Annotated in this window: 24 protein-coding genes; 2 read left to right on the top strand and 22 right to left on the bottom strand. The window is 75.3% G+C overall.

What is annotated here, in order from left to right:
- Positions 1-3 precede the first annotated feature (3 nt).
- The 4 genes from manA to CSPHI_RS02580 all read right to left on the bottom strand — a co-directional run bounded on the left by manA (position 4) and on the right by CSPHI_RS02580 (position 4,086).
- Positions 4-1,185: a mannose-6-phosphate isomerase, class I gene (manA, locus tag CSPHI_RS02595; RefSeq protein ID WP_075691375.1), complete on the bottom strand. Its 1,182-nt coding sequence runs from the start codon at positions 1,183-1,185 to the stop codon at positions 4-6.
- A 6-nt stretch (positions 1,186-1,191) separates the two neighbouring features.
- Positions 1,192-2,178, bottom strand: coding sequence for a hypothetical protein (locus CSPHI_RS02590; RefSeq protein WP_075691374.1), 987 nt, complete (start codon positions 2,176-2,178; stop codon positions 1,192-1,194).
- Positions 2,179-2,224: 46 nt separating this feature from the next.
- Positions 2,225-3,604 carry a phosphomannomutase/phosphoglucomutase gene (locus tag CSPHI_RS02585; protein ID WP_075691373.1) on the bottom strand — a complete coding sequence of 460 codons (1,380 nt, stop codon included), beginning with the start codon at positions 3,602-3,604 and terminating at the stop codon, positions 2,225-2,227.
- Positions 3,605-3,702: 98 nt separating this feature from the next.
- Positions 3,703-4,086 (bottom strand): DUF3499 domain-containing protein, encoded by a 384-nt coding sequence (locus tag CSPHI_RS02580; protein WP_075691372.1) that lies wholly within the window; start codon positions 4,084-4,086, stop codon positions 3,703-3,705.
- 120 nt (positions 4,087-4,206) lie between these two features.
- Between CSPHI_RS02580 and CSPHI_RS02575 the strand changes: the two genes are divergently transcribed.
- On the top strand, positions 4,207-4,668 hold the full coding sequence (locus tag CSPHI_RS02575; RefSeq protein WP_075691371.1) for a metallopeptidase family protein: 462 nt from the start codon (positions 4,207-4,209) through the stop codon (positions 4,666-4,668).
- A gap of 54 nt (positions 4,669-4,722) precedes the next feature.
- Here the strand turns inward: CSPHI_RS02575 and CSPHI_RS02570 are convergent, their stop codons facing one another.
- The 4 genes from CSPHI_RS02570 to rfbD all read right to left on the bottom strand — a co-directional run bounded on the left by CSPHI_RS02570 (position 4,723) and on the right by rfbD (position 8,197).
- Positions 4,723-5,082 carry a WhiB family transcriptional regulator gene (locus tag CSPHI_RS02570; RefSeq protein ID WP_075691370.1) on the bottom strand — a complete coding sequence of 120 codons (360 nt, stop codon included), beginning with the start codon at positions 5,080-5,082 and terminating at the stop codon, positions 4,723-4,725.
- Positions 5,083-5,322: 240 nt separating this feature from the next.
- Complete coding sequence (manB, locus tag CSPHI_RS02565; protein WP_075691369.1) at positions 5,323-6,405, bottom strand: mannose-1-phosphate guanylyltransferase; 1,083 nt, start codon at positions 6,403-6,405, stop codon at positions 5,323-5,325.
- Between the two features lie 33 nt (positions 6,406-6,438).
- Positions 6,439-7,338, bottom strand: coding sequence for a glycosyltransferase family 2 protein (locus tag CSPHI_RS02560; RefSeq protein WP_075691368.1), 900 nt, complete (start codon positions 7,336-7,338; stop codon positions 6,439-6,441).
- Position 7,339: 1 nt separating this feature from the next.
- Positions 7,340-8,197, bottom strand: coding sequence for a dTDP-4-dehydrorhamnose reductase (gene rfbD / locus CSPHI_RS02555; protein ID WP_075691367.1), 858 nt, complete (start codon positions 8,195-8,197; stop codon positions 7,340-7,342).
- Between the two features lie 95 nt (positions 8,198-8,292).
- Between rfbD and CSPHI_RS02550 the strand changes: the two genes are divergently transcribed.
- A complete protein-coding gene (locus CSPHI_RS02550) occupies positions 8,293-9,867 on the top strand; it encodes an LCP family protein (protein ID WP_075691366.1) in 1,575 nt (524 codons plus the stop codon).
- Between the two features lie 12 nt (positions 9,868-9,879).
- Here CSPHI_RS02550 and CSPHI_RS02545 read toward each other — a convergent pair whose 3' ends face one another.
- From CSPHI_RS02545 to purN, 14 genes are all read right to left on the bottom strand, one after another.
- A complete protein-coding gene (locus CSPHI_RS02545; RefSeq protein ID WP_075691365.1) occupies positions 9,880-10,737 on the bottom strand; it encodes an HpcH/HpaI aldolase/citrate lyase family protein in 858 nt (285 codons plus the stop codon).
- Between the two features lie 72 nt (positions 10,738-10,809).
- On the bottom strand, positions 10,810-12,015 hold the full coding sequence (locus tag CSPHI_RS02540) for an acetyl-CoA C-acetyltransferase (RefSeq protein ID WP_075691364.1): 1,206 nt from the start codon (positions 12,013-12,015) through the stop codon (positions 10,810-10,812).
- 6 nt (positions 12,016-12,021) lie between these two features.
- Positions 12,022-12,723, bottom strand: a complete 702-nt coding sequence (locus tag CSPHI_RS02535) for a 3-oxoacid CoA-transferase subunit B (protein WP_075691363.1) — start codon at positions 12,721-12,723, stop codon at positions 12,022-12,024.
- The gene (locus CSPHI_RS02530; protein WP_075691362.1) at positions 12,720-13,445 is read right to left on the bottom strand and encodes a CoA transferase subunit A; all 726 of its coding nucleotides are present in this window, start codon (positions 13,443-13,445) and stop codon (positions 12,720-12,722) included. Before CSPHI_RS02530 ends, CSPHI_RS02535 begins: the two co-directional genes overlap by 4 nt.
- A gap of 6 nt (positions 13,446-13,451) precedes the next feature.
- Positions 13,452-15,209: an AMP-binding protein gene (locus tag CSPHI_RS02525; RefSeq protein WP_084210195.1), complete on the bottom strand. Its 1,758-nt coding sequence runs from the start codon at positions 15,207-15,209 to the stop codon at positions 13,452-13,454.
- Complete coding sequence (locus CSPHI_RS02520; protein WP_075691361.1) at positions 15,206-16,066, bottom strand: HpcH/HpaI aldolase/citrate lyase family protein; 861 nt, start codon at positions 16,064-16,066, stop codon at positions 15,206-15,208. The genes CSPHI_RS02525 and CSPHI_RS02520 overlap by 4 nt, the downstream gene beginning before the upstream one ends.
- The gene (locus CSPHI_RS02515; RefSeq protein ID WP_075691360.1) at positions 16,063-16,587 is read right to left on the bottom strand and encodes a MaoC family dehydratase; all 525 of its coding nucleotides are present in this window, start codon (positions 16,585-16,587) and stop codon (positions 16,063-16,065) included. The genes CSPHI_RS02520 and CSPHI_RS02515 overlap by 4 nt, the downstream gene beginning before the upstream one ends.
- Positions 16,584-17,756, bottom strand: a complete 1,173-nt coding sequence (locus CSPHI_RS02510) for an acyl-CoA dehydrogenase family protein (RefSeq protein ID WP_075691359.1) — start codon at positions 17,754-17,756, stop codon at positions 16,584-16,586. The genes CSPHI_RS02515 and CSPHI_RS02510 overlap by 4 nt, the downstream gene beginning before the upstream one ends.
- 5 nt (positions 17,757-17,761) lie before the next feature.
- Positions 17,762-19,864, bottom strand: a complete 2,103-nt coding sequence (locus tag CSPHI_RS02505; RefSeq protein ID WP_075691358.1) for an acetyl/propionyl/methylcrotonyl-CoA carboxylase subunit alpha — start codon at positions 19,862-19,864, stop codon at positions 17,762-17,764.
- Positions 19,865-19,876: 12 nt separating this feature from the next.
- On the bottom strand, positions 19,877-21,487 hold the full coding sequence (locus CSPHI_RS02500) for a carboxyl transferase domain-containing protein (RefSeq protein WP_075691357.1): 1,611 nt from the start codon (positions 21,485-21,487) through the stop codon (positions 19,877-19,879).
- 261 nt (positions 21,488-21,748) lie between these two features.
- Entirely contained in the window at positions 21,749-22,336 is a 588-nt protein-coding gene (locus CSPHI_RS02495; protein ID WP_075691356.1) for a TetR/AcrR family transcriptional regulator, read from the bottom strand.
- 21 nt (positions 22,337-22,357) lie between these two features.
- Positions 22,358-23,632: a flavin-containing monooxygenase gene (locus CSPHI_RS02490; protein ID WP_075691355.1), complete on the bottom strand. Its 1,275-nt coding sequence runs from the start codon at positions 23,630-23,632 to the stop codon at positions 22,358-22,360.
- A 73-nt stretch (positions 23,633-23,705) separates the two neighbouring features.
- Positions 23,706-25,301, bottom strand: coding sequence for a bifunctional phosphoribosylaminoimidazolecarboxamide formyltransferase/IMP cyclohydrolase (purH, locus tag CSPHI_RS02485; protein WP_075691354.1), 1,596 nt, complete (start codon positions 25,299-25,301; stop codon positions 23,706-23,708).
- Positions 25,298-25,930 carry a phosphoribosylglycinamide formyltransferase gene (purN, locus tag CSPHI_RS02480; protein WP_075691353.1) on the bottom strand — a complete coding sequence of 211 codons (633 nt, stop codon included), beginning with the start codon at positions 25,928-25,930 and terminating at the stop codon, positions 25,298-25,300. Before purN ends, purH begins: the two co-directional genes overlap by 4 nt.
- Positions 25,931-25,934 lie beyond the last annotated feature (4 nt).

Raw genomic sequence — 25,934 nt, 5'->3', positions numbered from 1 at the left:
GGGCTAGGCCCCCGGTCGGGCCGCCCCGGCCGCGGCGCCGCCGCAGCCGGCGCCCGGGGTGGCGATGAACACCTCGGCGCGGTCCAGGGCGGTCACCCCGGCGGCCTCCGCCGCAGGCAGCCACACCGCCGCCCCGCGGGGCACCTCGGCCCCGCCGATCCGGGCGGCGCCGTCGGTGACCAGCAGAATCGCCGGACCCTGCACCGTGGTGTCCGCGCCCCCGCCGACCTCGGCGACGGTGAGCGCGAACTCCTCGGCGGGCACCGGGTAGCGGCGCAGCGCCCCGATGCGCTCCGGGCGCACCACCGGGTCGGCCACCGGCTCGAAGGAGAGCACCCGCAGCAGCTCCACCACGTCGACGTGCTTGGCGGTGAGCCCGCCGCGCAGCACATTGTCCGAGTTGGCCATGATCTCCACGCCGAGGCCGTCGAGGTAGGCGTGCAGGTTGCCGGCGCCGAGGAAGGCCGCCTCCCCGGGGGCCAGGGTGATCCGGTTGAGCAGCAGCGCGGCGAGCACCCCCGGGTCACCGGGGTAGCGTTCGGCGAGATCGGCGACGGTGCCGGCGACCTCGGCGACCCAGCCCGCCCCGGCGTAGTCCGCGCAGCGCGCCCGCACCGCCTCCACCAGGCCGGCCAGCGCCGTGGCCGGCAGGGTGAGCCAGGTGGTGAACAGCCCGCGCAGCCCGTCGGCCCCGTCGAGCAGCACCGTGTACCGGTCCAGCTCCGGGATGGCGAGCTCGGCGAGCAGCTCCCGGGTGCGCGGCACCGGGCGGAAGCCGGCCAGGGCGTGGAACTCGGTGAGCGCCACGATGAGCTCCGGTTTGTGGTTGCGGTCCCGGTAGTTGCGCTCCGCGGCGGTGCGCGCGATCCCGGCGGCGTCCTCGGCGGCGTAGCCGGCCTCGGCCTGCTCCCGGGTGGGGTGGGCCTGCAGGCTCAGCGGCGCCGCCGCGGCGAGCACCTTCAGCAGGAAGGGCAGCTCCCCGGCGCCGCCGAGCTGGCCGGCCGGGTCGGCGGCGATCACCTGGTCCAGGGGCACCCCGCCGATGGTGGACGGGGCCAGCGGATGGGCCCCGAACCACAGCTCCGCCAGCGGGGACTTCGCCGGGGAGTCCGCCCCCAGCAGTTCCGGGATCCGGGTCCGCGAACCCCAGGGGTAGGCCCGGGCCACGGGCTCGATGCGCTCCATCGGCGGCTAGTCCTCCTCCATCACGTAGGCCGCCGCGGCGGCCAGCCGCACGGCGGTGACGCAGAGCCCGCTGAGCCGGTGCCGCGCCTCCACGTCCGCCGCGGGGCATTCCACCCGCACCCCGGGCAACCGGCCCACCCGGGCGCGCATGGCCCCGAGCCCCTCCGGGGAGGTCACGACGATCGCCTCCAACGGTAGCACCGGGCCCCCGGCGGCCGGGCCGTCGATCCGGGGGTCGTGGAAGAGGTCCGCCTCCGACGGGGCCAGCGCCGGCCAGGCGCGCAGCAGATCCGTCACCTCGGTGGCGTGCGCGGCCGCCCCGGCCTCGAGCAGCCGGGCCGCGCCGAAGCCGGCCACCGCCGCCCACTCGGCGCCGTCCCCGGCGAGCACGATGCGCCGGCCGCGCAGCCGGGAGCCGAGCACCCGGGCCGGGTTCACCGGCTCCCCGCGGTCCGGGGCGCAGGCGGCGGCCTCGGCGTCCGCGGCGTCGGCGACCTCGGCGAGCACCGCGGCCGGGGCCAGATCCACCGCCCCGGCGGCGGTGAGCGCGGCCAGCGCCACGCCCAGGGGCCCGAGCAGGCCGCCCCCGGGGGCGCCGGCCGGTCGGGGCGCGACCGCGCAGTCGGGGCCGGCGGCGGCGCGCACCGGGCCGGCGCCGGGGTCGGCGAGCGCGGTGGCCGCCCCGCGGCGGGCGGCCTCGGCCAGCGCCTCGGCGAGCACCGGATCCCCGGGGTCCTCGCCGAGGCCCACCACCAGGTCCAGGGCGCCGACGAAGCGGGGCAGCCGGTCCGCGGCGAGCACCGGGCAGCGCTCCCCGGCGGCCAGGGCGGCCGCCGCCGCGGCGGCGTGCCGGGCGGGGGCGTCGCGGGTGATGAGCACCGCCGCGCGGGGGGCGGGCAGCCGGTCGAAGACGCCCTCGGCGGCGGCGGAGGCCGCCGCGCGCAGCGCGGCGCCCTCCCCGGCGGCCCGGAGCAGCAGGGTGGTGGTGTCCATGCCCCCAGTGTGCCGCGCCGGCCGCGTCCGCGCCCGGGCGCGGGCCTCAGCCGCGGATGATGCCCAGGACCTCCGCGGTGAGCTCGTCGACCTCGGCGCGGGTGGGCGCCTCCACGTTGAGCCGCAGCAGCGGCTCGGTGTTCGAGGCGCGCACGTTGAACCAGGCCCGCGAATCCGCCAGGTGCACGGTGAGCCCGTCGAGCTCGTCCATGGCCGCGGCCCGGTCGGCGAAGGCCTCGGCGACCGCGGCCCGGCGGGCGGCCTGCTCCCGGGAGTCGGCGAGCCGGGAGTTGATCTCCCCGGACTGCTCGTAGGGGTCGTAGCCGTCCATCAGCTCGGAGAGGGTGCCGCCGGATTCGGCGAGCGCGGCGAGCACGTGCAGCGCGGCGAGCATCCCGGAGTCGGCGTTGTGGAACTCCCGGAAGTAGTAGTGCGCGGAGTGCTCCCCGCCGAAGACCGCGCCGGTGCGGGCCATCTCCGCCTTGATGTAGGAGTGGCCGACCCGGGTGCGCACCGCCCGGCCGCCGCGGTCGGCGATGAGCTCGGGCACCGCCGCGGAGGTGATCAGGTTGTGGATGATGGTGGCCCCGGGTTCGGCGCGCAGGTGCCGGTCCGCGATGAGCGCGCAGATCGCCGAGGGGCTCACCGGCTCCCCGCGCTCGTCGATGACGAAGCAGCGGTCGGCGTCCCCGTCGAAGGCCAGGCCGATGTCCGCGCCCTGGGCGACGGTGAACTCCCGCAGGTCGACGAGGTTCGCCGGCTCCAGGGGGTTGGCCTCGTGATTGGGGAAGGTGCCGTCGAGCTCGAAGTACAGCGGCCGCAGATCCGCGATCGGGCCGAGCACCGCGGGGGCGGTGAGCCCGGCCATGCCGTTGCCGGCGTCCACGGCGACCACCGGGGTGCGCCCGGCGGGGATGTCCACCAGCGATCGCAGATGCCCGGCGTAGTCCTCGAGCAGGTCCCGGCGCACCACCTGGCCGCCGGCGGCGTCGCCGGCGGGCACGCCGGCGACGAGCATGTCCGCGATATCGGCCAGGCCGGTGTCCCGGCCGATCGGGCGGGCCCCGGCGCGGCAGAGCTTGATCCCGTTGTAGGCGGCGGGGTTGTGGCTGGCGGTGAACATGGCCCCGGGCCGGTCCAGGGCGCCGGAGGCGTAGTAGAGCTCGTCGGTGGAGGCCAGTCCGATGAAGTCGACGTCCAGGCCGCGGCCGGCGACCCCGGCGGCGAAGGCCCGGGCCAGCCCCGGCGAGGAGTCGCGCATGTCGTGGCCGACGACCACTCCGGTCGCGCCCTCGGCGGCCATCAGCCGGCCGAAGGCGGCGCCGGCGTCGGCGACGAAGTCCTCGTCGATGCCCTCGCCGACGATGCCCCGGATGTCGTAGGCCTTGACCACCTCGTCGACGGCCGCCCGGCTGCGTGTGCGCACTGCTCGCTCCCGATGAGTCCGCGGGGCCCCCGTCGGGCCCCGATCCAGGAGGTGGAGTCTACCCGGCGCGGGGGCGGCCGGGTGCGCGCCGGTGCCGGCTACTCCGGGTCGGGCACCACCCGCAGATGCGGCCGGCCGGGCCGGCGGGAGGGGTGCCGGGCCGGATCGGCCTCGACCCAGGTGCGCCGGCCCTCCTCGCGCAGCACCAGCCCGGTGGCGTGCCGGCCGGCCTCGCGCACAGCCTCGGCCAGGGCGGTGAGATCGTCGTCGTCCTCGGCCCCGGGCAGGTCGTAGCGCACCAGCTCCCAGCCCCAGGGGGCGGTGATGGAGTGGGCGTGGTGCTCGCAGAGGTCCCAGCTGTGCGGTTCGGCGGCGGCGGCCAGCGGGCCCACCACGGCCGTCTGCTCGGCGTAGGCGTAGGTCAGGGTGGCCACGGCGGGTTTGCCGCAGCCCGGACGGCAGCAACGACGGAATCGACTCACGCCCGAAAGCCTAGACCCAAACTTGACCTTTAGGTAGTGCCGGGCCGGATCCCCTCCCCCGCCGGCGCCGCCGAGCGCGCCTCGACCGCACCGCCGCCCCGGCCGCCTAGCATCGCCCCCATGCACACCCGACGCCGCCACGACGCCCGCGGCCGCGGCCTGCGCGGGCCGCTGCTGCCCCCGGAGACCCCGCGCTGGCGCAGCCGGGCGGAGGCCTTCGACCAGGCGGTGCTCGACGCCTACGCCCCGATCGAGGAGCGCTGGCGGGCCAACCTCACCCACCTGGACATCGCGGTGGACACGGTGCCGCGGATGCACCTGGACCCGGCGGCGCTGCTGCCGGAGGAGATCGCCTCCGACGGGCCGGTGCCGCTGGGCCGGCTCATCCCCGCCGGGGTGGACGAGCGGGGCCGGCCCACCCGGCCGCGGATCGTGATCTTCCGCCGCCCGGTGGAGCTGCGCGCCCTGGGCCCGGCCGAGACCGAGGATCTGCTCGCCCGGATCCTGGTGCAGCTGGTCGCGGTGCACCTGAACATGCCCCCGGAGGAGATCGACCCCCGCTGGGAGCGCTGGGCGGACTAGCCCCGGATCCGGCACGACCCCGGCCGCGTGAGGCGGTGCCGGGGTCGGCGGCGGCTAGCCGAGGCGCTTCTTCAGCCGGCGGCGCTCGCGCTCGGAGAGCCCGCCCCAGATGCCGAAGCGCTCGTCATTGGCCAGGGCGAACTCCAGGCACTCGTCGCGCACCCCGCAGGCCCGGCAGATCCGCTTCGCCTCCCGGGTGGAGCCGCCCTTCTCCGGGAAGAAGGCCTCCGGATCGGTCTGCGCGCACAGCGCCTGCTCCTGCCAGTCCTGCTCCACGGCCTCGAAAAGCCCCGGCAGATCGCCGCTCCAGTCGGCCAGGGGCCGGATATGGTCCACGGCGGCCGCATCGCCCACGAGATCCCCCAGATCCATCTCACGCCCGGAGGCGCGGCCGAACACGCTGGACTCGTCCATCCACCCGGCCTCCCATCGGCGTCATCGCTTGAAAAACACTCGCCGGGCCACACCCGGCGATTGCGGAGGTTCCGCAATCACATGATTGTGATTACACACGTGGCACCCATGGTTGGTCAAGCCCGAAAACAAAACGGGCGACCGGGAACCGTCCCATCCGGCGGGAACGGCCCCGTGATCCCCCCGCTTTGGGGATCAATGCCACCTTGAGGGTCCGGGCGCGGCGGCGAACGCCGGTCGTCACACGTCGGTGGAGAAGCGCACGCCCCCGTCCGGGATCGCCACCCCGGGCCACACCCGGGCCCCGCCGATGAACTCGCAGCGCGCCCCGATGTCCGCGCCCTCGCCGATCACCGCGTCCCGGATCACCGCCCGCGGGCCGATGGTGGCGCCCTCGGCGATGATGGAGCGCTCCACCACCGCCCCGGCGCCGATCCGCACCCCGTCGAAGACCACGGTCTGATCCAGCCGCGCCCCGGCGCCGATCTCCGCGCCGCGGCCGACCACGGAGCCGCCGTAGAGCAGCGCCCCGCCGCCCACCGAGGCGGACTCGTCGACCAGGGCCTCGCCATGCCGGCCGGCCAGCAGCGGGCTGGGCGCGATCCCGCGCACCAGATCCGAGGAGCCGCGCACGAAATCCGCCGGGGTGCCCATGTCCCGCCAGTAGGAGTGGTCCACGTGGCCGTGCACCGCGGCGCCGCGCTCCAGCAGCGCCGGGAAGATCTCCCGCTCCACCGAGATCGCCCGGCCCTCCGGGATCGCCTCGATCACCTCGCGGCGGAAGACGTAGCAGCCGGCGTTGATCTGGTCGGTGGGCGGATCCTGGGTCTTCTCCAGGAACTCCAGCACCCGGCCGTCGGCGTCGGTGGGCACGCAGCCGTAGGCGCGCGGATCGGCCACCCGCACCAGGTGCAGGGTGACGTCCGCGGCCGCCGATTCGTGGGTGTCCAGGATGGCGCCCAGGTCGGTGCCGCCGAGCACGTCGCCGTTGAAGACCATCACCGTGTCATGGCGCAGCGCGGAGGCGATGTTGCGGATCGCGCCGCCGGTGCCCAGCGGCTCCGACTCCACCACGTAGTCGATCTCCAGGCCCAGCTCCGAGCCGTCGCCGAAATGCTCCTCGAAGACCTCCGCCCGGTAGGAGGTGCCCAGCACCACGTGGGTGAGCCCGGCATCGCGGATCCGGGCCAGCAGATGGGTGAGGAAGGGCGCGCCCGCGGTGGGCAGCATCGGCTTCGGGGTGCCCACGGTCAGCGGGCGCAGCCGGGTGCCCTTGCCGCCGACCAGGATCACCGCGTCGGCCCGGGCCTCGGTTCCTGCCATTGCTCCACCTCCTGCGCGTCCGGACCTCGGACGTCACCCATCATTCCTACGCCGCGCCCGGGCCAGGACGGCGGAGGCGCGCAGGGCCAGCCCGGCGCGCAGCGCCGCGCGCAGCGGGGCCCGCCACCACCCGGGCAGCCGATCGGCGAGGAAGCGGTAGGCGGAGTCGTGGTGCGCGCGCACGGTGCGCTCCCGGTGCCGGGTGGCGCTGTGCCCCTGGGCGTGCCGGATCTCCGCGGCCGGGCAGTACACGTTGCGCCAGCCCGCCCGACCCAGCCGATCCCCGAGATCGACGTCCTCGAAGTACATGAAGTAGCGCTCGTCGAAGCCGCCGACGGCGTCGAAGGCCGCCCAGTCCAGCAGCAGGCAGGAGCCGGAGAGCCAGCCGGCGTCGCGCTCCCGGGAATGGTCCGCCTCCGCCCGGTAGCGGGCCGACCACGGGTTGCCCGGCCAGATCCCGGAGAGCAGGGCGTGCCCGGTGCCGGAGCGCAGTTCCGGCACCGCCCGCGCCGAGGGGTACACGCCCCCGTCCGGCTCCCGGATGAGCGGGCCCACCGCCGCCGCCCGGGGGTTGCGCCGGGCGCACTCGTCGAGCGCGGCCAGCGCCCCGGGGGCGAAGACCACGTCCGGGTTGACCAGCAGCACCCGGTCGCCCCGGATCCGCCCGGCGTCGCGCATCCGGGCCAGTTCCGCGATCCCGCGGTTGGCGGCGGCGCCGTAGCCGATGTTGCCGCCGGTGGGCAGCAGGCGCACGTTCGGCCGGGCCGCGGCGGCGGCCTCCGGGGCGCCGTCGACGGAGCCGTTGTCGGCCAGCACGGTCACCGTGTCCGCCGGCAGCGAGTCCAGCAGCGCGGCCAGATGCGGCCCGGGCGAGTAGGTGACGGTGACCACGCCGAGGGGGAGGCGTTCTTGGGCGGTGCTCACCCCGTCCACCCTAGGGCAGCGCCCGGGCCAGCCCGTCCCGCCACCCCGGCAGCGGGTCCAGCCCGGCCGCGGTCCAGGAGGACCCGTCGAGCACCGACCACGCCGGCCGCGGCGCCGGCCGCGGGAACTCCGCGGTGGTGCACGGCCGCACCCGGTCCGGGTCCGCGCCGATCCGCTCGAACACCGCCCGGGCCAGGCCGTACCAGGTGGTCGCCCCCGTCCCGGTGCAGTGCACCGTGCCCCGGGCGGCGCCCCGGGCGGCGCGCAGCAGCCCGGCGGCGAGATCCCGGACGTAGGTGGGGTTGCCGTGCTGATCGGCGACCACCCGCACCGGGGCGTCCCCGGCGGCCAGGCGCACCATGGTGGAGACGAAGTCGCGCTCCCGGCCGTTGAACACCCAGGCGGTGCGCACCACCAGATGATCCGCGGCCGCGGCGCGCACCGCGCGCTCCCCGGCGAGCTTGGAGGCCCCGTACACGGTGTCCGGGGCGGTGGGCGCGTCCACCGGCAGCGGGGCCCGGCCCGCCCGCTCCGCCGGGGCGCCCGCCGCGGCGGCGCCGCCGAAGACGTAGTCGGTGGAGACGTGCACCAGCCGGGTGCCGGCCGCGGCGCAGGCCCGGGCCAGGTGCGCCGCCCCGTCCCGGTTCACCGCCCAGGCGGCGGCCGGGTCCGCCTCGGCGGCGTCGACGTCGGTGTACGCGGCGCAGTTGATCACCGCCGCCGCGGCCGCGATCCCGGGGTGCGCGGCCACCGCCGCGGCATCGCGCAGGTCCAGCTCGGCGCGGGTGAGCCCGGGCACCCCGAGGTCGGCCAGGGCACGGCCCAGCTGCCCGCCCGCGCCCACGCACAGGATCCCGGAATGCGGCATCTGAGGGCCCCTTTCACTAAACTCGGTTCGTTGACGGAGGCCGCCCAAGCCTATCCGCCGCGAACCCGCCCGGTCACCGAAGGAGAGCATCACCCGTGAGCGCGAAGCCCCGCAGGGCCCGGCACGCCCGGGCGATCCAGGCTCCGCCGACCCGGGCCCGCGACATCTCGCAGGCCCTGCCGGCGACCCTGCGCGCGGCGCTCATCCTCGTCTCCACGCTGTGCGTGCTGGTCTCCGGGGTGGGCTGGACCACCTTCGGCCGGGTCACCGGGGGGCTGAGCTCCGGGGGCAACTTCTCCCTCGGCGCCGGCCGCGACGGGGCCACCGACATCCTGCTGGTCGGCTCCGACTCCCGGGCCGACGCCCAGGGCAACCCGCTGACCCCGGAGGAGATCGAGCTGCTCCGCGCCGGTGACGAGGCGGTGACCAACACGGACACGATCATGGTGATCCGGGTGCCCGACGACGGCACCTCGGCCACCGCGATCTCCATCCCCCGGGACACCTACGTGAAGACCCCGGCGCTGGGCAACATCAAGATCAACGGGGTCTACGGCCAGTCCAAGGAGAACCGGCAGGAGCAGCTCGCCGCCGCCGGGGAGCCCCCGGAGCAGATCGAGCGCAAGTCCACCGAGGCCGGCCGGCAGGCGCTCATCGACGCGATCGCGGATCTCACCGGGATCACCGTGGACCACTACGCCGAGGTCGGCCTGCTCGGCTTCGTGCTGCTCACCGACGCCGTCGGCGGGGTGGAGGTGTGCCTCAACGCCCCGGTCTACGACGAGTTCTCCGGGGCGGACTTCACCGCCGGCCGGCAGACCCTCGGCGGCGCCGACGCGCTGAGCTTCGTCCGGCAGCGGCACGGCCTGCCCCGCGGCGACCTGGACCGGATCACCCGGCAGCAGGCCTTCATGGCCTCCTTCGTGAACAAGCTGCTCTCCGCGGGCACCCTGTCCAACCCGGCCCGGCTCGGCGAGCTCGGCGCCGCGGTGCGCCGCTCGGTGGTGCTCGACGACGAATGGGACGTGATGGGCTTCGCCACCCAGATGCAGGGGCTCACCGGCGGCAACGTGGTCTTCGACACCATCCCGGTGACCAGCATCGACGGCGTCGGCGACCATGGCGAGTCGGTGGTCACCGTGGACAAGGGCCAGGTGCACCGCTACTTCGACAAGCTGCTCGGCCAGGACGCGGAGGAGACCACCTCCGCCGACGCCCCGGAGGAGCCGGGGGTGCCGCATGAGGACGTGACGGTGAGCGTGTACAACGCCACCTTCACCGACGGGCTGGCCTCCCGGGTGGCGGAGCTGCTGCGCCGCGGCGGCGTCGGCATCGGCGACGTCACCAACGCCGAGTACTCCGGGGTGACCATGAGCCAGGTCAACGCCTACGACACCGCGGACCCGGCGGCGCGCCGGATCGCCGAGCAGCTCGGCGATCTGCCGGTGGTGCACGATCCCTCGCTGGCCCGCGGGGAGGTCTCGGTGACCCTCGCCGGGGACTACGACGGCCCCGGGCTCTACGCCGATGAGGCGCCCACCGAGGAGCCGGCCCCGCCGACGCCGGCGGCCGACGCCGGCGACGTGGTCGGCCAGGAGGGCCCCGCCCCCGAGGAGCCGGTCGGCGAGCAGATCGACGCCGGCGGCGACGGGCCCATGTGCGTCAACTGACCCCCGCCGCGCTCAGCCGGCCATCCCGGCGGCGCGGGCCCGGGCCACGGTGATCCGGGCCTGGGCCACCACCGGCGCGTCCACCATCGCCCCGTCCACGGTGAAGGCGCCCACCGCCGCCCCGGCGGCGTCCAGGATCCGCCGGGCCCGGGCCAGCTGCGCCGCGCTCGGCGCATAGGCCCGGCGCACCGCGGCGGCGGTGGCCGGGTGGATGCAGGCCACCGCGGCGAACCCGCAGCCGGCGGCGTCCCGGGCCTCGGCGTACTGGCCCTCCGGATCGGAGAAGTCCGCCCACACCGCGTCGATCGCCGGGATCCCGGCGGCCGCGGCGTGCACCAGGGTCCACGTGCGGGCCAGCCGCTGCGGGTCCCGGTAGGCGCCGGGGGCGGGCTCCCCGGGGCCGCGGCGCGAGGAGTCCCCGCCCAGGCCGGCGGCGAGGTCGTCGGCGCCCCAGTACAGGGCCACCACATCCGGGTGCGCCGCGATCGCGGCGAGGTTGAGCAGCGCCGCCGGGGTCTCCACCAGGGCGATCACCTTCAGCCCGGCCAGCTCCGCGGGCACCTCGGCGCCCAGCTTCGGCACGATCACGGTGTCGAAGGGGCTCTCCCGCACCATCGCCAGATCCCCGGCGAAGGTGGGCTCCCCCGGGCCGGTGATCCGCACGATGACCCGCGCCGGGTCCAGGCCGGCCGCGTCGGCGGCGCCGGCCACCGCGGCCCGCTTGGCCGCCGGATCCGCGCTCGCCGCGCCGTCCTCCAGGTCGAGGATCACCGCGTCCGCGCGGGCGGCGGCCTTGGCGAAGCGATCCGGGCGGTCGGCGGGCGCGAAGAGCAGCGCCGGCCCGGGCGGGCTCCAGCGGGGTTCGGTCATGGGCCCAGGGTATCGCCGCGGACGCGACCGCACCCGCCGCGCGGGCGGCGCGGCGGGTGCGGGTGGTCGCGGCTAGTCGCGGTAGAGCAGCAGGGCGTCGCCCTGGCCGCCGCCACCGCACAGGCTCACCCCGGCCCGGCCGGCGCCGCGGCGGGCCAGCTCCATCGCGGCGGTGAGCGTCAGCCGCGCCCCGGAGCAGCCGATGGGGTGGCCCAGGGCGATCGCCCCGCCGTGGATGTTGCACTTCTCCAGGGGGTAGTCCAGATCCCGCAGGGACTTCACGGCCACCGCGCCGAAGGCCTCGTTGATCTCGATGAAGTCCAGGTCCGCGGCCGCCCAGCCGGCGAGCCGCAACGCGGCGAGCAGGGAGTCCGCGGGCTGGGCGTGCAGGGAGTTGTCCGGCCCGGCGGTCTGCCCGGCCTTGCCGACCACCGCCAGGTGGTCCAGGCCGCGCTCCCGGGCGAAGCGGCGGCTGGCCAGCACCAGCGCCGCGGCGCCGTCGGAGATCGGCGAGGAGTTGCCGGCGGTGATGGAGCCGCCGCCGACGAAGGCCGGGCGCAGCTTCGCCAGGGTCTCCACGGTGGTGTCCGGGCGGATCCCCTGGTCGGCGTCCACGGTGACCGGGTCGCCGCGGCGCTGCGGCACCTCGATGGGGGCGATCTCCTCGGCGAAGACGCCCGCCTCCTGGGCGGCGGCGGCGCGGACGTGCGAGGCCGCGGCGACCTCGTCCTGGTCGGTGCGGGAGATCCCGAGATCGCCCAGCGGGCCCTCGGTGAGCTCGCCCATGGTGCAGCAGTCGAAGGAGTCGACCAGGCCATCGCGCTGCAGGGAGTCCTCCAGGGCCAGCGACCCGTAGGCCCTGCCCTTGCGCACCCCGCGGGCGACGTGCGGGGCGTTGGTCATCGACTCCTGGCCGCCGGCGACGACCACCTCGGCCTCGCCGAGCCGGATCATGCGGGCGGCGTGGATCACCGCGTCCAGCCCGGAGAGGCAGACCTTGTTGACGATTTCGGCGGTGACCCGCCAGGGCAGCCCGGCCTTCACCGCGGCCTGCCGGGCCGGGTTCTGCCCGGCGCCGGCGAGGATCACCTGGCCGAGGACGACCCGCTCCACGTCCTCGGGGGCGATCCCGGCGCGCTCCACGGCCGCGCGGATGGCGTGCGCGCCGAGTTCGGGGGCCTCCAGCGCGGCCAGCTGGCCGAGCATCTTGCCCTGGGGGGTGCGGGCGCCGGCGAGGATGACGACATCATCGTCGGCGGCGGTGGGGAACTCGCTCATCTGCTGTTACTCCTGTGTTCTGGGTGTTCGCTCGTCGAGTTCGACGACGTAGGCCGCCTCCGTGGCGGCCTCCACGTCGGCGAGGGTGACGCCGGGGGCCAGGCGCCGCAGGACGAGTCGATCATCGGCGACGTCGAAGCTGGCGAGGTCGGTGATGATCCTGTCCACAACCTTGGCACCGGTGAGGGGCAGCCCGCAGGCTTTCACCAATTTCGGCGCGCCGTCGCGGGTGAGGTGCTCGGTGAGCACCACCACCCGCGGCGTGCCCGCCACCAGGTCCATCGCCCCGCCCATGCCCTTGACCATGGCGCCGGGGATCATCCAGTTGGCCAGGTCCCCGCATTCGGAGACCTGCATCGCCCCCAGCACCGCGGTCTGGACGTGCCCGCCGCGGATCATGGCGAAGGACTCGGCGGAGTCGAACACCGCCGCGCCGTCGACGAGGGTGACGGTCTGCTTGCCGGCGTTGATCAGGTCCGCGTCGACCTCCCCCTCCCGCGGGAAGGGGCCCATGCCGAGGATCCCGTTCTCGCTCTGCAGCACCACCCGCACCCCCTCCGGGATGTGGTTGGCGACGAGGGTGGGGATGCCGATGCCGAGGTTGACGTAGTCGCCGTCGCGCAGTTCCGCGGCGGCGATCGCGGCCATCTCCTCCCGGGTCCAGCCGCGGCGGCCCGCGGGGGCGCCGGTGCGGTCGGCGGCGTTCATCGGCCCTCCCCTCCCCCGGCGACGGCGGCGTCCCGGGTGGTTCGCTTCTCGATCGGCTTGACCCGCTCGGCGGCGACGACGACGTGGTCGACGAGCACCCCGGGGGTCATCACCTGGTCCGGGTCGATCCCGCCGAGTTCCACGAGGCGCTCCACCTCGGCGACGGTGACCCGCCCGGCGGCGGCGCAGCCGGGGTTGAAGTTGCGGGCGGTGCGGCGGTACACGAGGTTGCCGTCGACGTCCCCGACGTGGGCGTGCACCAGGGCCAGGTCGGCGACGATGCCGTGCTCCAGGACGCATTCCCGGCCGTCGAAGACCTCGGTGCGCTTGCCCTCGGCGACGACGGTGCCGGCGCCGGTGGGGGTGTAGAAGGCGGGGATCCCGGCGCCGCCGGCGCGCAGCCGCTCGGCGAGGGTGCCCTGGGGGGTGAACTCCACCGCCACCTCCCCCTCCAGGTACTGCCGGGCGAATTCCCGGTTCTCGCCGACGTAGCTGGCGATCACCCGGGACACCTGCCGGTTCTCCAGCAGGATGCCCAGGCCCATCCCGTCCACGCCCATGTTGTTGCTCACCACGGTGAGATCGCGCACCCCGGTGTCCCGGAGCGCCTCGACGAGGTCGAAGGGCACCCCGCAGAGGCCGAAGCCGCCGACGGCGACGGTCATGGAGTCCCGGGCCAGCTCCGCGATCAGCGCCCGGGCGTCGTCATGGGTTTTGCGCATCGCCGATCACACCCACCCCAGCACCCGCGGGGCCATCTCCCGCAGCTCGACCTTTCGCACCTTGCCGGAGGCGGTCATCGGGTACTCGTCGACGACGTGCACGTAGCGGGGGATCTTGTGCCGGGAGAGCTTGCCCCGGGAGAACTCCGCGATCTCGTCGACGGTGAGGTCGGCGACGCCGTCGTGCAGGATCACCCAGGCCATGATCTCCTCCCCGTAGCGGTCGTCGGGCACCCCGATCACCTGGGCGTCCACGATCGCGGGGTGGGTGAAGAGGAACTCCTCGATCTCCCGGGGGTAGATGTTCTCCCCGCCGCGGATCAGCATGTCCTTGATCCGGCCGGTGATGGAGACGTAGCCGTCCTCGTCCATCACCCCGAGGTCGCCGGTGTGCATCCAGCCCTCGGCGTCGATGGCCTCGGCGGTCTTCTCCGGGTGCGCCCAGTACTCCTTCATCACCGAGTAGCCGCGCACCACCACCTCGCCCTGCCGCCCGCGCGGCAGCGCCGCCCCGGTGTCCTCGTCGACGATCGCCAGCTCCAGGTGCGGCAGCACCTGGCCGACGGTGGCGACCCGCTTGTCCACCGGGTCGGCGGCGCGGGTCTGCAGGCTCACCGGGGAGGTCTCGGTCATGCCGTAGCAGATCGCCACCTCGCCCATGTTCAGCCGGTCCATCACCTCCCGCATCGTCTTCGAGGGGCAGGAGGTGCCGGCCATGATCCCGGTGCGCAGGCAGGACAGGTCGTAGGGGCTGCCGTAGGCCTCGTGGTCCTCCTGCTCCTCCAGGGCCTGGATGAACATGGTGGGCACCCCGTACAGGGCGGTCGCCCGGGCGGAGTGCACCGCCATCAGGGTCTCCCGGGCCTTGAAGGTCGGCGCCGGGATCACCACGCAGGCGCCGTGGGAGAGCACGTTGATGGTGCCCAGCACCATGCCGAAGGTGTGGAAGAAGGGCACCGGCAGGCAGACCCGGTCCTCCTCGGTGTAGCCGAGCAGCTCGCCGACGAAGTAGGCGTTGTTGAGGATGTTGCGGTGGGTGAGCGTGGCCCCCTTGGGGAAGCCGGTGGTGCCCGAGGTGAACTGGATGTTCACCGGATCCCCCGGCCGCTGCCCGGCGATGAGCCCGGAGAGGTCGTCGACCTCGGCGTGCACGAACTCGAACCACTGCGGGGAGCCGAAGTAGAACACGTCGCGCACCGCCACCCCGCGCTGCTTGCGGGCCTCGGTGAGCATGGTCCGGTAGTCGGAGTCCTTGAACCGGCGGGCGGCGAAGACGCAGGACACGCCGACCTTCTCCAGCACGTAGTTGAGCTCGTGCTGGCGGTAGGCGGGGTTGATGTTGACCAGGATCAGGCCCAGGTGGTGGCAGGCGTACTGCACCACGATCCACTCCCAGCGGTTGGTGGACCAGATGCCCACCCGATCGCCGGGGCGGTAGCCGGCCCGGGACAGGGCCGAGGCCAGGGCGAGCACCTTGCGGTAGAGCTGCTCGTAGGTGAGGGTCTTGTCGGCGTAGACGTCGATGATGGCGTAGCGGTCGGGGTGCCGCTCCACCATCCGGCGCAGGTTCTCGCCGAGGGTCTCCTCGCGCAGCGGGGCGGCGCCGGCGGCGACGTCGGCGCCGAAGACGTGGGACAGGGCGGCGCCGTCGGCGTCGACGACGGTGCGCCCGTAGGAGGTGGCGCGGGTCGGCGGGTTCGCGTCGGCGGCGGGGCCGGGCACGGTGGCCGCGTCCGCGGCGGGGACGGGGGCGGTGGTGGTCATGATCGGTCTCCTCGGGGTAGGCGCCGGACGATGGCCTCGGCCTGGCGGATGAGCGGTGCGTCGACCATGGCGCCCTCGAAGCGGAAGGCGCCGGGGTGCGCCGCGGCGGCGGCGATGAGCCGGCGGGCCCAGTCGGCGCGCTCGGCGGTGGGCAGGTAGGCGTCCCGGATGACGTCGACCTGGTCGGGGTGGATGCAGCAGGTGGCGGCGAAGCCCAGGGCGACGGCGTCCCGGGCCTCCGCGCGCAGCCCGGCGGCGTCGCCGATGTCCAGGTGCACCGCGTCGAGGGCGGCGACGCCGGCCGCCGCGGCGGCCAGCCGCACCCGGGCGCGGGCGTGCCGGGGGATGTCCCGGTAGGAGCCGTCGGCGTGCCGGGAGTCGGTGCCGCCGAGCCCGGCGACGAGGTCCTCGGCGCCCCAGAACAGGGCGACCGCGCCCTCGGCGGCGGCGATCCGCTCGGCGGCGAGCACCCCGGCGGGGGTCTCCGCCAGGGCGATCACCCGGTACCCGCCGGGCGGGGCGCCCTCGGCGCGGGCGACCGCGGCGACCTGCCCGGCGGACTCCGCCTTGGGCAGCATCACCAGCTCGATCGGCCCGCCGGCGAGGGCGGCGAGATCCGCGGCCTGCTCCCCGGAGTCGGCGGGGGTGATCCGGACGATGGTGCGCCCGGGGTCGAGCTCGCCCGCGGCGGCGGCCGCGCGCAGCCGGGCCCGGGCCCGCTCCCGGTGCTCCGGGCGGCAGCCGTCCTCCAGGTCGATGATCACCGCGTCGGCGCGTTCGGCGGCGCGGGCCCAGCGGTCGGGGCGGTCGGCGGGGACGAAGAGGATCGCCGGGCCGGGCGGGATCCAGGCGCTCATCGCCCCTCCCCCCGCGGATCGGGGCGCATCCGGACCAGGGTGGCCCGGCGCGCCCGGCACACCACCGTCCCATCCTGGTTGCGGCCGAGGTGCTCCAGCTCCACCACGCCCTGGCCGGGCCGGGAGGCGCTGGGCCGGGCGTCCCGGCAGAGCGTCTCCGCGTAGAGGGTGTCCCCGTGGTGCAGCGGATGCGGGAAGGACACCTCGGTGAAGCCGAGGTTGGCGACGATGGTGCCCAGGGTGAGCTGGGCGACGGAGAGCCCGACCACGGTGGACAGGGTCCACATGGAGTTCACCAGCCGGCGGCCGCCGAAGCCGTCCTGGGCGGCGGCCCAGTGCGCGTCCAGGTGCAGCGGCTGGGTGTTCATGGTCAGGGTGGTGAACACCACCTCATCGGCCTCGGTGACGGTGCGGCCGGGCCGGTGCAGGTAGCGGGTGCCGGGGGTGAACTCCTCCAGCCACAGGCCGCGCTGCTCCACCACGGGGCCGTCCCCGGCGGCCGGGGTCGCCCGGGCGCTCATCGGGCGCCGCCCAGGCCGAGGGAGCGGGCGATCAGCATCAGCTGCACCTCCGTGGTGCCCTCCCCGATCTCCAGGATCTTGGAGTCGCGGTAGTGCCGGGCCACCCGGTACTCGTTCATGAAGCCGTAGCCGCCGTGGATCTGGGTGGCGTCGCGGGCGTTGTCCATCGCCGCCTCGGCGGCGACCAGCTTGGCGATGGAGGCCTCCCTGCGGAAGTCCCGCCCGGCGACCATCTTCGCCGCGGCGTCCAGCCACGCCACCCGGGCGGCGTGCGCCCGCGCCTCCATCCGGGCGATGGTGAAGGAGATCGCCTGGTACTCGGCGATCGCCCGGCCCATGGAGGTGCGCTCCCGGGCGTAGCGCACCGACTCCTCCACGCAGCCGCGGGCGACGCCGGTGGCCAGGGCGGCGATCGCCACCCGGCCCTCGGCGAGGGTGGACAGGAAGTTGGCGAAGCCGCGGCCGCGCTCGCCGAGCAGGTTGCCCTCCGGCACCCGGGCCCCGGTGAAGGTCAGGGGGTGGGTGTCCGAGGCGTTCCAGCCGACCTTGTCGTAGGCGGGCTCCACGGTGAAGCCGGGGGTGCCGGAGGGCACGATGATGGTGGAGATCTCCTTCGACCCGTCCTCCCGGGCGCCGGTGACCGCGGTAACGGTGACCAGGCTGGTGATGTCGGTGCCGGAGTTGGTGATGAACTGCTTGGCCCCGTCGATCACCCACTCCCCGCCGTCGAGGCGGGCGGTGGTGCGGGTCGCCCCCGCGTCGGAGCCGGCGTCGGGTTCGGTGAGCCCGAACCCGGCCAGGGCGCGGCCGGCGAGCAGGTCCGGCAGCCAGGTCCCCTTCTGCTCCTCGGTGCCGAAGCGGTGGATCGGCATCGCGCCGAGGCCCACCCCGGCCTCCAGGGTGATCGCCAGGGACTGGTCCACCCGGGCGATCTCCTCCAGGGCGATGCCGAAGGAGAGGTAGTCCCCGCCCATGCCGCCGTGCTCCTCGGGGAAGGGCAGGCCGAACAGGCCCATCTCGCCCATCCGGGCGACGATGCCCAGGTCGAGGGTGTGCGTGCGGTCGTTCTCGGCGGCGACGGGGTCGATCACCTCGTCGGCGAATCGCCGGACCTCCTCGCGGAGGTCCCGGTACTCGTCGGGCAGGTCGCTGATCGGGATGGCGCTCATGGGGGTCACTCCTGTGCGTCGGGGCGGCTTTCCGGGGATCCGGGGCCGGGGTCGGGGGTCGGTCGGGGGTCGGGGTCGGGGTCGATCCGGGCCAGGGCGGCGTCGCCGGCGACCTGGTCCCCGGGGGCGGCGAGCAGGGTGACCACCCCGGCGTGCGGGGCGCGCAGGGTGTGCTCCATCTTCATCGCCTCCACCACCACCACCGGGTCGCCCTCGGCGACGGCGTCGCCGTCGGCGACCGCGGCGGCGATCAGGGTGCCGGGCATCGGCGCGCGCAGCACCGCGTCGGCGTCGCCGGCGCCGCCGGCGGCGGCGCGCACCACCGGGCGGTGCACCAGGGCCCAGGCCCCGGGGTCGCCGGCGACGATGACGTCCCCGCCGGCGGCGTCGACCCGCCAGTGCCGGGCGAGGCCGTCGACGTCGACGCGGAGCAGCTCCCCGTCGCGGTGCGCGGCCACCGCGTACCGGCGCGGCGGGGCCGGGTCGGCGTCGTCGGCGGCGGCGCCGTCGAGCCCCGGCACCCGGGCGCCGACGACGACCTCGGCGGCGCCGGGGGCCCCGGTGATCCCGATCAGGGTCGCCGCGCCGCCGGCGGCGCCGGCGGCGCCCAGGCGCAGCCGCTGCGCGGCCGCGCCGCCGGGGCGCCAGGCGTCGGGCACCCGCCAGGGCGAGGCCGCCGCGGCGGGCCACCGGGCGAGCAGCCAGTCCATCGCCGCGGCGATCAGCGCCTCGTCCGGGGCGGGCCGGCGGCGGTGCCCGCCGGCGATCCGCTCCAGCAGCCCGGTGTCCAGCCGGCCGGCGGCGACGTCCGGGTCGGCGAGGAGGTGGCGCAGGAAGTCGACGTTGACGCCGACGCCGGCGACCACGGTGCCGGCCAGGGCCCGGTCGAGGCGGTCCAGGGCCTCGGCGCGGTCCGCGCCGTGGGCGATGATCTTCATCAGCATCGGGTCGTAGAGGCTGGTCACCTCGACCCCGTCGGCGATCCCGGAGTCCACCCGGATCCCGGGCCCGGCCGGGGCCACCACCCGGCGGATCCGGCCGCCGGTGGGCAGGAACCCGGCCCCGGGGTCCTCCGCGTAGACCCGGGCCTCCACGGCGTGGCCGTCGAGGCGCACCTGCTCCTGGGTCAGCGGCAGCGGCTCCCCCCGGGCCACCGCCAGCTGCGCGGCGACGAGGTCGACGCCGGTGATCTCCTCGGTCACCGGGTGCTCCACCTGCAGCCGGGTGTTCATCTCCATGAAGTAGAAGGCGTCCGGCTCCGCGGCGGGCACGATGAACTCGACGGTGCCGGCGCCGACGTAGCCCACGGAGCGGGCCGCGTCGCAGGCGGCGGCGCCGATCCGCTCCCGGGTGGCGGCGTCGAGCAGCGGGCTGGGCGCCTCCTCCACCACCTTCTGGTGCCGGCGCTGCAGGGAGCACTCCCGCTCCCCGAGGTGGATCACCGACCCGTGCGCGTCGGCGAGCACCTGCACCTCGATATGCCGGGGGGTGTCCACGAAGCGCTCCAGGAACAGGGTGTCGTCGCCGAAGGCGCCGGCGGCCTCGCGGCGGGCCGCGGCCAGCGCCCCGGGCAGCTCCGCGGGGTCCTCGACGCGGTGCATGCCCTTGCCGCCGCCGCCGGCGGAGGGCTTGATCAGCACCGGGAAGCCGATGTCCGCGGCGGCGGCGAGGAGCGCCGCGTCGTCGAGGCCGGGCCGGGAGATCCCGGGCACCGTGGGCACCCCGCGGGCCTCCACCGCGGCGCGGGCGGAGATCTTGTCGCCCATGGTCTCGATCGCCTCCGGCGGCGGGCCGATGAAGGCGATCCCGGCGGCGGCGCAGGCGCGGGCGAAGGCGGCGTTCTCGGCGAGGAAGCCGTAGCCGGGGTGGATCGCCTCCGCGCCGGTGCGCCGGGCGGCGTCGATCACCCGGTCGATGTCCAGGTAGGACTGCCGCGCCGGGGCGGGGCCGAGCCGCACCGCGGCATCGGCGGCGCGCACGTGCGGGGCGTCGGCGTCGGCGTCGGAGTACACCGCCACCGCGCGCACCCCCTGGTCGCGGAGGGTGCCGATGACGCGGCAGGCGATTTCGCCGCGGTTGGCGACGAGGACGGTGCTGATGTGGTCCATGGGTGGCGTCTCCTACATCCGGAACAGGCCGAAGCCGGGGTGGTCGGCGCCGGGCGGGGGCGCCCCGCCGGCGACGTCGAGGGCCATGCCGAGCAGGCGGCGGGTGTCGGCGGGGTCGATCACCCCGTCGTCCCAGAGCCGGGCGGTGGAGTAGTAGCAGCCGGACTGGCGCTCGAACTGCTCCCGGATGGGGGCCTCGAAGGCCTCCCGCTCCTCCTCGGTGAAGGTGCCGCCGGCGCGCTCGACCTGGGCGGCGCGCACCGTGGACAGGGTCATCGCCGCCTGCGGGCCGCCCATCACCGCGACCCGGGCGTTGGGCCACAGCCAGAGGAAGCGGGGCGAGTAGGAGCGGCCGCACATGGAGTAGTTGCCGGCGCCGAAGGCCCCGCCGATGACGACGGTGAGCTTCGGCACCCGGGTGGTGGCCACGGCGGTGACCATCTTCGCCCCGTGCTTGGCGATGCCGCCGGCCTCGTACTCCCGGCCGACCATGAAGCCGGTGGTGTTCTGCAGGAAGATCAGGGGGATCCCGCGGGCGTCGCAGAGCTCGATGAAGTGGGCGCCCTTCACCGCGGACTCGCCGAGCAGGATGCCGTTGTTGGCGACGATCCCGACCCGGTGGCCGTGGATCCGGGCGAAGGCGGTGACCAGGGTGGTGCCGTACTCGGCCTTGAACTCCTCGTAGGCGCCGCCGTCGACGAGGATCCCGATCACCTCCCGGACGTCGTAGGGGGTCTTCGGGTCCACCGGCACCACCGAGTACAGGTCGCGCTGGTCCCGGGCGGGCTCCGCCGGCTCGGCGACGTCCCAGGCGGGGGCGCGGTCCGGCGGGAGGGTGGCGACGATGCCGCGGATCCTCGCCAGGGCCTCGGCGTCGTCGGCGGCGAGGTGGTCGGCGACCCCGGAGACGCGGGCGTGCAGGGCGCCGCCGCCGAGCTCCTCGGGGGTGACGTCCTCCCCGGTGGCGGCCTTCACCAGGGGCGGGCCGGCGAGGAAGATGGTGCCCTGCCCGGCGACGATCACGTTCTCGTCGCTCATCGCGGGCACGTAGGCGCCGCCGGCGGTGCAGGAGCCGAGCACCGCGGAGATCTGGGGGATGCCGCGGGCGGACATGTTCGCCTGGTTGTAGAAGATCCGCCCGAAGTGGTCCCGGTCCGGGAAGACCTCGTCCTGGTTGAGCAGCATCGCCCCGCCGGAGTCGACGAGGTAGATGCACGGCAGGTGGTTCTCCGCGGCGATCTCCTGGGCGCGCAGGTGCTTCTTCACCGTCATCGGGTAGTAGGTGCCGCCGGAGACGGTGGCGTCGTTGGCGACCACCATGCAGCGGCGGCCGGCGACGAGGCCGATCCCGGCGACCACCCCGGCGGCGGGGACCTTCCCGCCGTACATGCCGTCGGCGGCCAGCGGGGCGATCTCCAGGAAGGGGCTGCCCGGGTCGAGCAGCTCGTCGATGCGCTGCCGGGGCAGCAGCTTGCCGCGGGCGATGTGCCGGGCGCGGGCGCGCTCGCCGCCGCCGGCGGCGGCGCGCCGGAGGCGCCCGCGCAGGTCGGCGGCGAGTTCGCGGTGCCGGGTGCGGTCGTCGGGGGCGGCGGTCGGCGGGGGCGCCGTGGAGGGCTGGGCCATGTGCGGGTCTCCGGGGGTGCGGGCGGCGGGGCGGGCGCGGGGCGCCGGACCGGTGCCGGGTGAACTGTTAATGGAAATTAACTTGTGCCCCGGAGACTACTGTGCGCACGAACACGTATCAAGGCCGAAAGTGATCTGGATCACCCCCTTAGCCGGATGCGGGCGCGCCGCGGCGCCCCGGCCCAGCGCAAACGTGAATCACCGCTAACTGAATCGGGGGTGGCGTTACCGCCCCACGGCCCCGCCCCCCACGGCGGCCCGCTACCCGGCGTCGATCACGGCCAGCGCCAGCGCCATCGCCTGCGCCCGGACCAGCTCCGGGCCCTCCCGCCGGATGATGTGCCGGGAGGAGTTGATCAGCCCCGCGATGAGCTGGGTGCGCACCCGCGCGGTGCGGGCGTCCAGATCCGGGCGCACCCGGCGCAGCACCTCCACCCACATCTCCAGGTAGGTGCGCTGCAGGGAGCGCACCTTCTCCCGGGGCCCCGGTGCCAGATGGCCGATCTCGCGCTCCTGCACCCGGATCCGATCCGGTTCGCTCACCGCGAACTCGACGTGGTGGGCGAGCAGCTCCCGCAGCGTGCGGCCGTCGTCCCAGCCGGCGCGCGCCGCCTCCGCGAGCACCGCCCGCGCCCCGTCGACGAGCCGCACCGAGACGTCCACCAGGATCTGCGCCAGCAGCTCCTCCTTCCCCCCGACGTAGCGGTACAGCCCCGGCCCGGAGATCCCCACCGCCGCGCCCACGTCCTCCAGGCGGGTGCCGCGGAAGCCGCGTTCGGCGATGATCCCCGCCGCCGCGGCGATGATCTCGGCGTGACGGCGGGTGCGCTGCTCGGCTCGGGTGCCCATGGGGACGCAGGGTAGACCGGATCAGGGCGCCGTGGCGGCCAGCTCGGCGTCGAGGGCGTCGATCAGGGCGTGCGAATCGGCGTAGCCGCGGTGCCGGTCGGAGTCGACGAAGCGCAGCCCCCCGGTGAGATCCGGGGTGGCGGTGGCCGCCCGGCGGTGGAAGTCGTCGGCGCGGGCGGTGCCCGCGGCGCCGATCACCCGGGCGATGATCTCCGCCTGCCGGTCGATGATCCCGAAGGCCCCGGAGTTGGTCTCGATCATCCCCGGCGCCCACAGCCCCGGGTGGCCCCGGTGCGCGAAGCGCAGGTACAGCCCGCTCATCGCGTCATCGCCGCCGAAGAGCCCCCGGGCGTAGGGGATGCAGTGCCGGTAGCCGGTGCAGGCCAGCACCAGGTCGTAGTCGCCGGTGGTGCCGTCGACGAAGCGCACCGCGGACCCCTCGAAGGCGGCGACGTCGGGGCGCACCGCGATATCGCCGTGCCGGAGATGGTGGATCAGCTGGTCGTTGAGCACCGGATGCGCCTCGAAGACCCGGTGATCCGGCTTCGGGATGCCCAGCCGGCGCAGATCCCCGAAATGCAGCCGCAGGTAGGCCTGGGTGATCAGCTGCTCCAGGCGGACCGGCAGCCGGGGCCCGGCGACGGTGAAGTCGTCGCTGGGCCGGCCCAGGATGTGCTTGGGGATGAACCAGTAGCCGCGGCGCATGCTGATCTCCGCATGCGCCGCCGCCTGCGCCGCATCGCAGGCGATGTCCGCCCCGGAGTTGCCGGCGCCGATGATGAGCACCCGGCGGCCGCGCAGCTCGTCGATGGAGCGGTAGCTCGACGAATGCCGGTACTCCCCCGCGAACTCGCCCGGGATCTCCGGCAGCACCGGCTCGGCGAGGGTGCCGGAGGCGCAGATCACGTGATCGTGGATCCGGGTCGACCCGTCGTCGAAGCTGACCCGGTAGCCGTGGTCCACCGGCTCGATCCCGGTGACCGCCACACCGAAGCGGATCCGCTCCCCCACCCCGGTGTCCGCGGCGAAGTCGCGCAGGTAGTCGTGGATGACGGTGCGCGAGGGGTAGTCCGCGGCATCGGCCGGGAAGGGCCGGTCCGGGTAGCCGGAGTGGCGGGTGGAGGAGATGAAGTGCGCGGACTCGTACATGGGGGTGTACGGGTTGTCGATGTCCCACAGCCCGCCGACGCCGGAATGGCGCTCGACGTGGTCGTAGCCGATGCCCGCGGCGGCGAGCTTGGCGGCGGCGGCGAGCCCCGAGGGGCCCGCGCCGATGATGAGGATGCTCGGTTCCATGGGGAAAGGATAGGGGCATCCCGGCGGCGCCGCCCCGGCCCCGGGGGATTCACCCCCGGCCGGGGCCCGGCCGCTAGTGCGCGAAGTGCCGGGCGCCGGTGAGGTACATGGTCACCCCGGCGCGCTCCGCGGCGGCGACCACCTCGGCGTCGCGGATCGAGCCGCCGGGCTGCACCACCGCGCGCACCCCCGCCTCGGCGAGCACCTCGAAACCGTCGGCGAAGGGGAAGAAGGCGTCCGAGGCGGCCACCGCCCCGCGGGCCCGCTCCGCCTCCCCGCCCAGGGTGTTCGCCCGCTGCACCGCCAGCTTCGCCGCGTCCACCCGGTTGACCTGGCCCATGCCCACGCCCACGGTGCCGCCCTCGCGGGCCAGCAGGATCGCGTTGGACTTCACCGCGCGCACGGTGCGCCAGGCGAAGACCAGATCCGCCAGGGTCGCCTCGTCCGCGGGCTCCCCGCAGGCCAGGGTCCAGTTCGCGGGATCATCGCCCTCGGCGTGCAGTTCATCGCGCTCCTGCAGCAGCATCCCCCCGGAGACCTCGCGCATCTCCACCGCGGCCCGGGTCGGCGGCTCCGCGACGAGGATCCGGATGTTCTTCTTCCGGGAGAGCACCTCCACCGCGCCCTCGGCGTAGCCGGGGGCGACGATCACCTCGGTGAAGATCTCGGAGACCTGCTCGGCCATCTCCTTCGACACCTCCCGGTTGACCGCGATCACCCCGCCGAAGGCGCTCACCGGGTCGCAGGCGTGCGCCGCCCGGTGCGCGGCGGCGATGGACTCGTCGGACACCGCGATCCCGCAGGGGTTGGCGTGCTTGATGATCGCCACGCAGGGCCGGTCGTGGTCCCAGGCCGCCCGCCAGGCCGCGTCGGAGTCGGTGTAGTTGTTGTAGCTCATCTCCTTGCCGTGCAGCTGCTCGGCGCGGGCCAGCCCGGACCCGCCGGGGGCGAGGTACAGCGCGGCGCGCTGGTGCGGGTTCTCCCCGTAGCGCAGCGTCGCGGCCCGCTCCCAGGTGCGGCCCACCCACTCCGGGAACCGCGCCGCGGCCGGGTCGTCCGCCCCGGCGGCGCCGGCCTGCTCGCCGAGCCAGCCGGCCACCGCCACGTCATAGGCGGCGGTGTGCCGGAAGGCGTCCAGGGCCAGCCGGGTGCGCTCGGCGCGGGTGAACCCACCGGCGGCCACCGCGCGGGCGACCTCGCCGTAGCGGGCCGGGTCGACGACCACCGCCACCGAGGGGTGGTTCTTCGCCGCGGCGCGCACCATGGACGGCCCGCCGATGTCGATCTGCTCCACGCACTCGTCGAAGCCGGCGCCGGAGGCCACCGTGTCGGTGAAGGGGTAGAGGTTCACCACCACCAGCTGGAAGGGCGCCACCCCGAGCTCGTCGAGCTGGGCGAGGTGGTCCTCCTTGCGGGTGTCGGCGAGGATGCCCGCGTGCACCCGGGGATGCAGGGTCTTCACCCGGCCCTCGAGGCATTCCGGGAACCCGGTGAGCTCCTCCACCCCGGTCACCGGCACCCCGGCCTCGGCGATCCGGGCCGCGGTGGAGCCGGTGGAGACGATCTCCACCCCCGCCCCGTGCAGCGCCCGGGCCAGCTCCTCCAGCCCGGTCTTGTCGTAGACGCTGATGAGCGCCCGGGTGATGGCCTTGCGATCGCCGTTGGTCATTGAATCCTCGCCTTTCGTCCGTCCCGCGTGTAACCGCGATGCGCGATGGTGGTGAGCACGTCGGCGAGCAGCAGCCGCTCGACCTGCTTGATGCGTTCGTGCAGGGTGTCGACCGTGTCATCCTCCGCCACGGTGACGGCGCGCTGGGCCAGGATCGGCCCGGTGTCCACGCCGGAGTCGACGATGTGCACGGTGGTCCCCGTGACCTTCACCCCGTGCGCCAGGGCGTCGGGCACCGCATGCGCCCCCGGGAAGGAGGGCAGCAGGGCCGGGTGGGTGTTGAGGATCCGGTCCCCGAAGGCGGCGATGAACCCCTCCCCCAGGATCCGCATGAAGCCGGCGGAGACGACGAGGTCCGGGTGGCGCCCGGCGACGGCGTCGCGCAGCCTGCGGTCCCATCCGGCCCGGTCGGCGCGCGCGGCGTCGTCGAAGGCGACGACGAAGGCGTCCAGCCCGGCGGCGCGGGCCCGCGCCACGGCCGGGCACTCCCGGTCCGAGCCGACCGCGACGACCTCGACCACCGCGGGGTCGAGCAGGTCGAGCAGCGACTGCAGCAGCGTCCCCGCGCCCGATGCGAGCACGACGACGCGGAGCGGGAGCCTGCGGGGGGTTTCGGTCACGGCGGGCATTCTA

The sequence above is a fragment of the Corynebacterium sphenisci DSM 44792 genome (assembly GCF_001941505.1).
Classification (GTDB): domain Bacteria; phylum Actinomycetota; class Actinomycetes; order Mycobacteriales; family Mycobacteriaceae; genus Corynebacterium; species Corynebacterium sphenisci.
The sequence above is the reverse complement of the archived record's forward strand: the minus strand, read 5'-3'. Positions and strand labels throughout refer to the sequence as shown.

What these genes read in the sequence shown, in the direction of transcription:
- manA (WP_075691375.1), bottom strand. Translation starts at nt 1,185, where the DNA reads ATGGAGCGCATCGAGCCCGTGGCCCGGGCCTACCCCTGGGGTTCGCGG.
- CSPHI_RS02590 (WP_075691374.1), bottom strand. Translation starts at nt 2,178, where the DNA reads ATGGACACCACCACCCTGCTGCTCCGGGCCGCCGGGGAGGGCGCCGCG.
- CSPHI_RS02575 (WP_075691371.1), top strand. Translation starts at nt 4,207, where the DNA reads ATGCACACCCGACGCCGCCACGACGCCCGCGGCCGCGGCCTGCGCGGG.
- CSPHI_RS02570 (WP_075691370.1), bottom strand. Translation starts at nt 5,082, where the DNA reads ATGGACGAGTCCAGCGTGTTCGGCCGCGCCTCCGGGCGTGAGATGGAT.
- manB (WP_075691369.1), bottom strand. Translation starts at nt 6,405, where the DNA reads ATGGCAGGAACCGAGGCCCGGGCCGACGCGGTGATCCTGGTCGGCGGC.
- rfbD (WP_075691367.1), bottom strand. Translation starts at nt 8,197, where the DNA reads ATGCCGCATTCCGGGATCCTGTGCGTGGGCGCGGGCGGGCAGCTGGGC.
- CSPHI_RS02545 (WP_075691365.1), bottom strand. Translation starts at nt 10,737, where the DNA reads ATGACCGAACCCCGCTGGAGCCCGCCCGGGCCGGCGCTGCTCTTCGCG.
- CSPHI_RS02540 (WP_075691364.1), bottom strand. Translation starts at nt 12,015, where the DNA reads ATGAGCGAGTTCCCCACCGCCGCCGACGATGATGTCGTCATCCTCGCC.
- CSPHI_RS02535 (WP_075691363.1), bottom strand. Translation starts at nt 12,723, where the DNA reads ATGAACGCCGCCGACCGCACCGGCGCCCCCGCGGGCCGCCGCGGCTGG.
- CSPHI_RS02530 (WP_075691362.1), bottom strand. Translation starts at nt 13,445, where the DNA reads ATGCGCAAAACCCATGACGACGCCCGGGCGCTGATCGCGGAGCTGGCC.
- CSPHI_RS02525 (WP_084210195.1), bottom strand. Translation starts at nt 15,209, where the DNA reads ATGACCACCACCGCCCCCGTCCCCGCCGCGGACGCGGCCACCGTGCCC.
- CSPHI_RS02520 (WP_075691361.1), bottom strand. Translation starts at nt 16,066, where the DNA reads ATGAGCGCCTGGATCCCGCCCGGCCCGGCGATCCTCTTCGTCCCCGCC.
- CSPHI_RS02515 (WP_075691360.1), bottom strand. Translation starts at nt 16,587, where the DNA reads ATGAGCGCCCGGGCGACCCCGGCCGCCGGGGACGGCCCCGTGGTGGAG.
- CSPHI_RS02510 (WP_075691359.1), bottom strand. Translation starts at nt 17,756, where the DNA reads ATGAGCGCCATCCCGATCAGCGACCTGCCCGACGAGTACCGGGACCTC.
- CSPHI_RS02505 (WP_075691358.1), bottom strand. Translation starts at nt 19,864, where the DNA reads ATGGACCACATCAGCACCGTCCTCGTCGCCAACCGCGGCGAAATCGCC.
- CSPHI_RS02500 (WP_075691357.1), bottom strand. Translation starts at nt 21,487, where the DNA reads ATGGCCCAGCCCTCCACGGCGCCCCCGCCGACCGCCGCCCCCGACGAC.
- CSPHI_RS02495 (WP_075691356.1), bottom strand. Translation starts at nt 22,336, where the DNA reads ATGGGCACCCGAGCCGAGCAGCGCACCCGCCGTCACGCCGAGATCATC.
- CSPHI_RS02490 (WP_075691355.1), bottom strand. Translation starts at nt 23,632, where the DNA reads ATGGAACCGAGCATCCTCATCATCGGCGCGGGCCCCTCGGGGCTCGCC.
- purH (WP_075691354.1), bottom strand. Translation starts at nt 25,301, where the DNA reads ATGACCAACGGCGATCGCAAGGCCATCACCCGGGCGCTCATCAGCGTC.
- purN (WP_075691353.1), bottom strand. Translation starts at nt 25,930, where the DNA reads ATGCCCGCCGTGACCGAAACCCCCCGCAGGCTCCCGCTCCGCGTCGTC.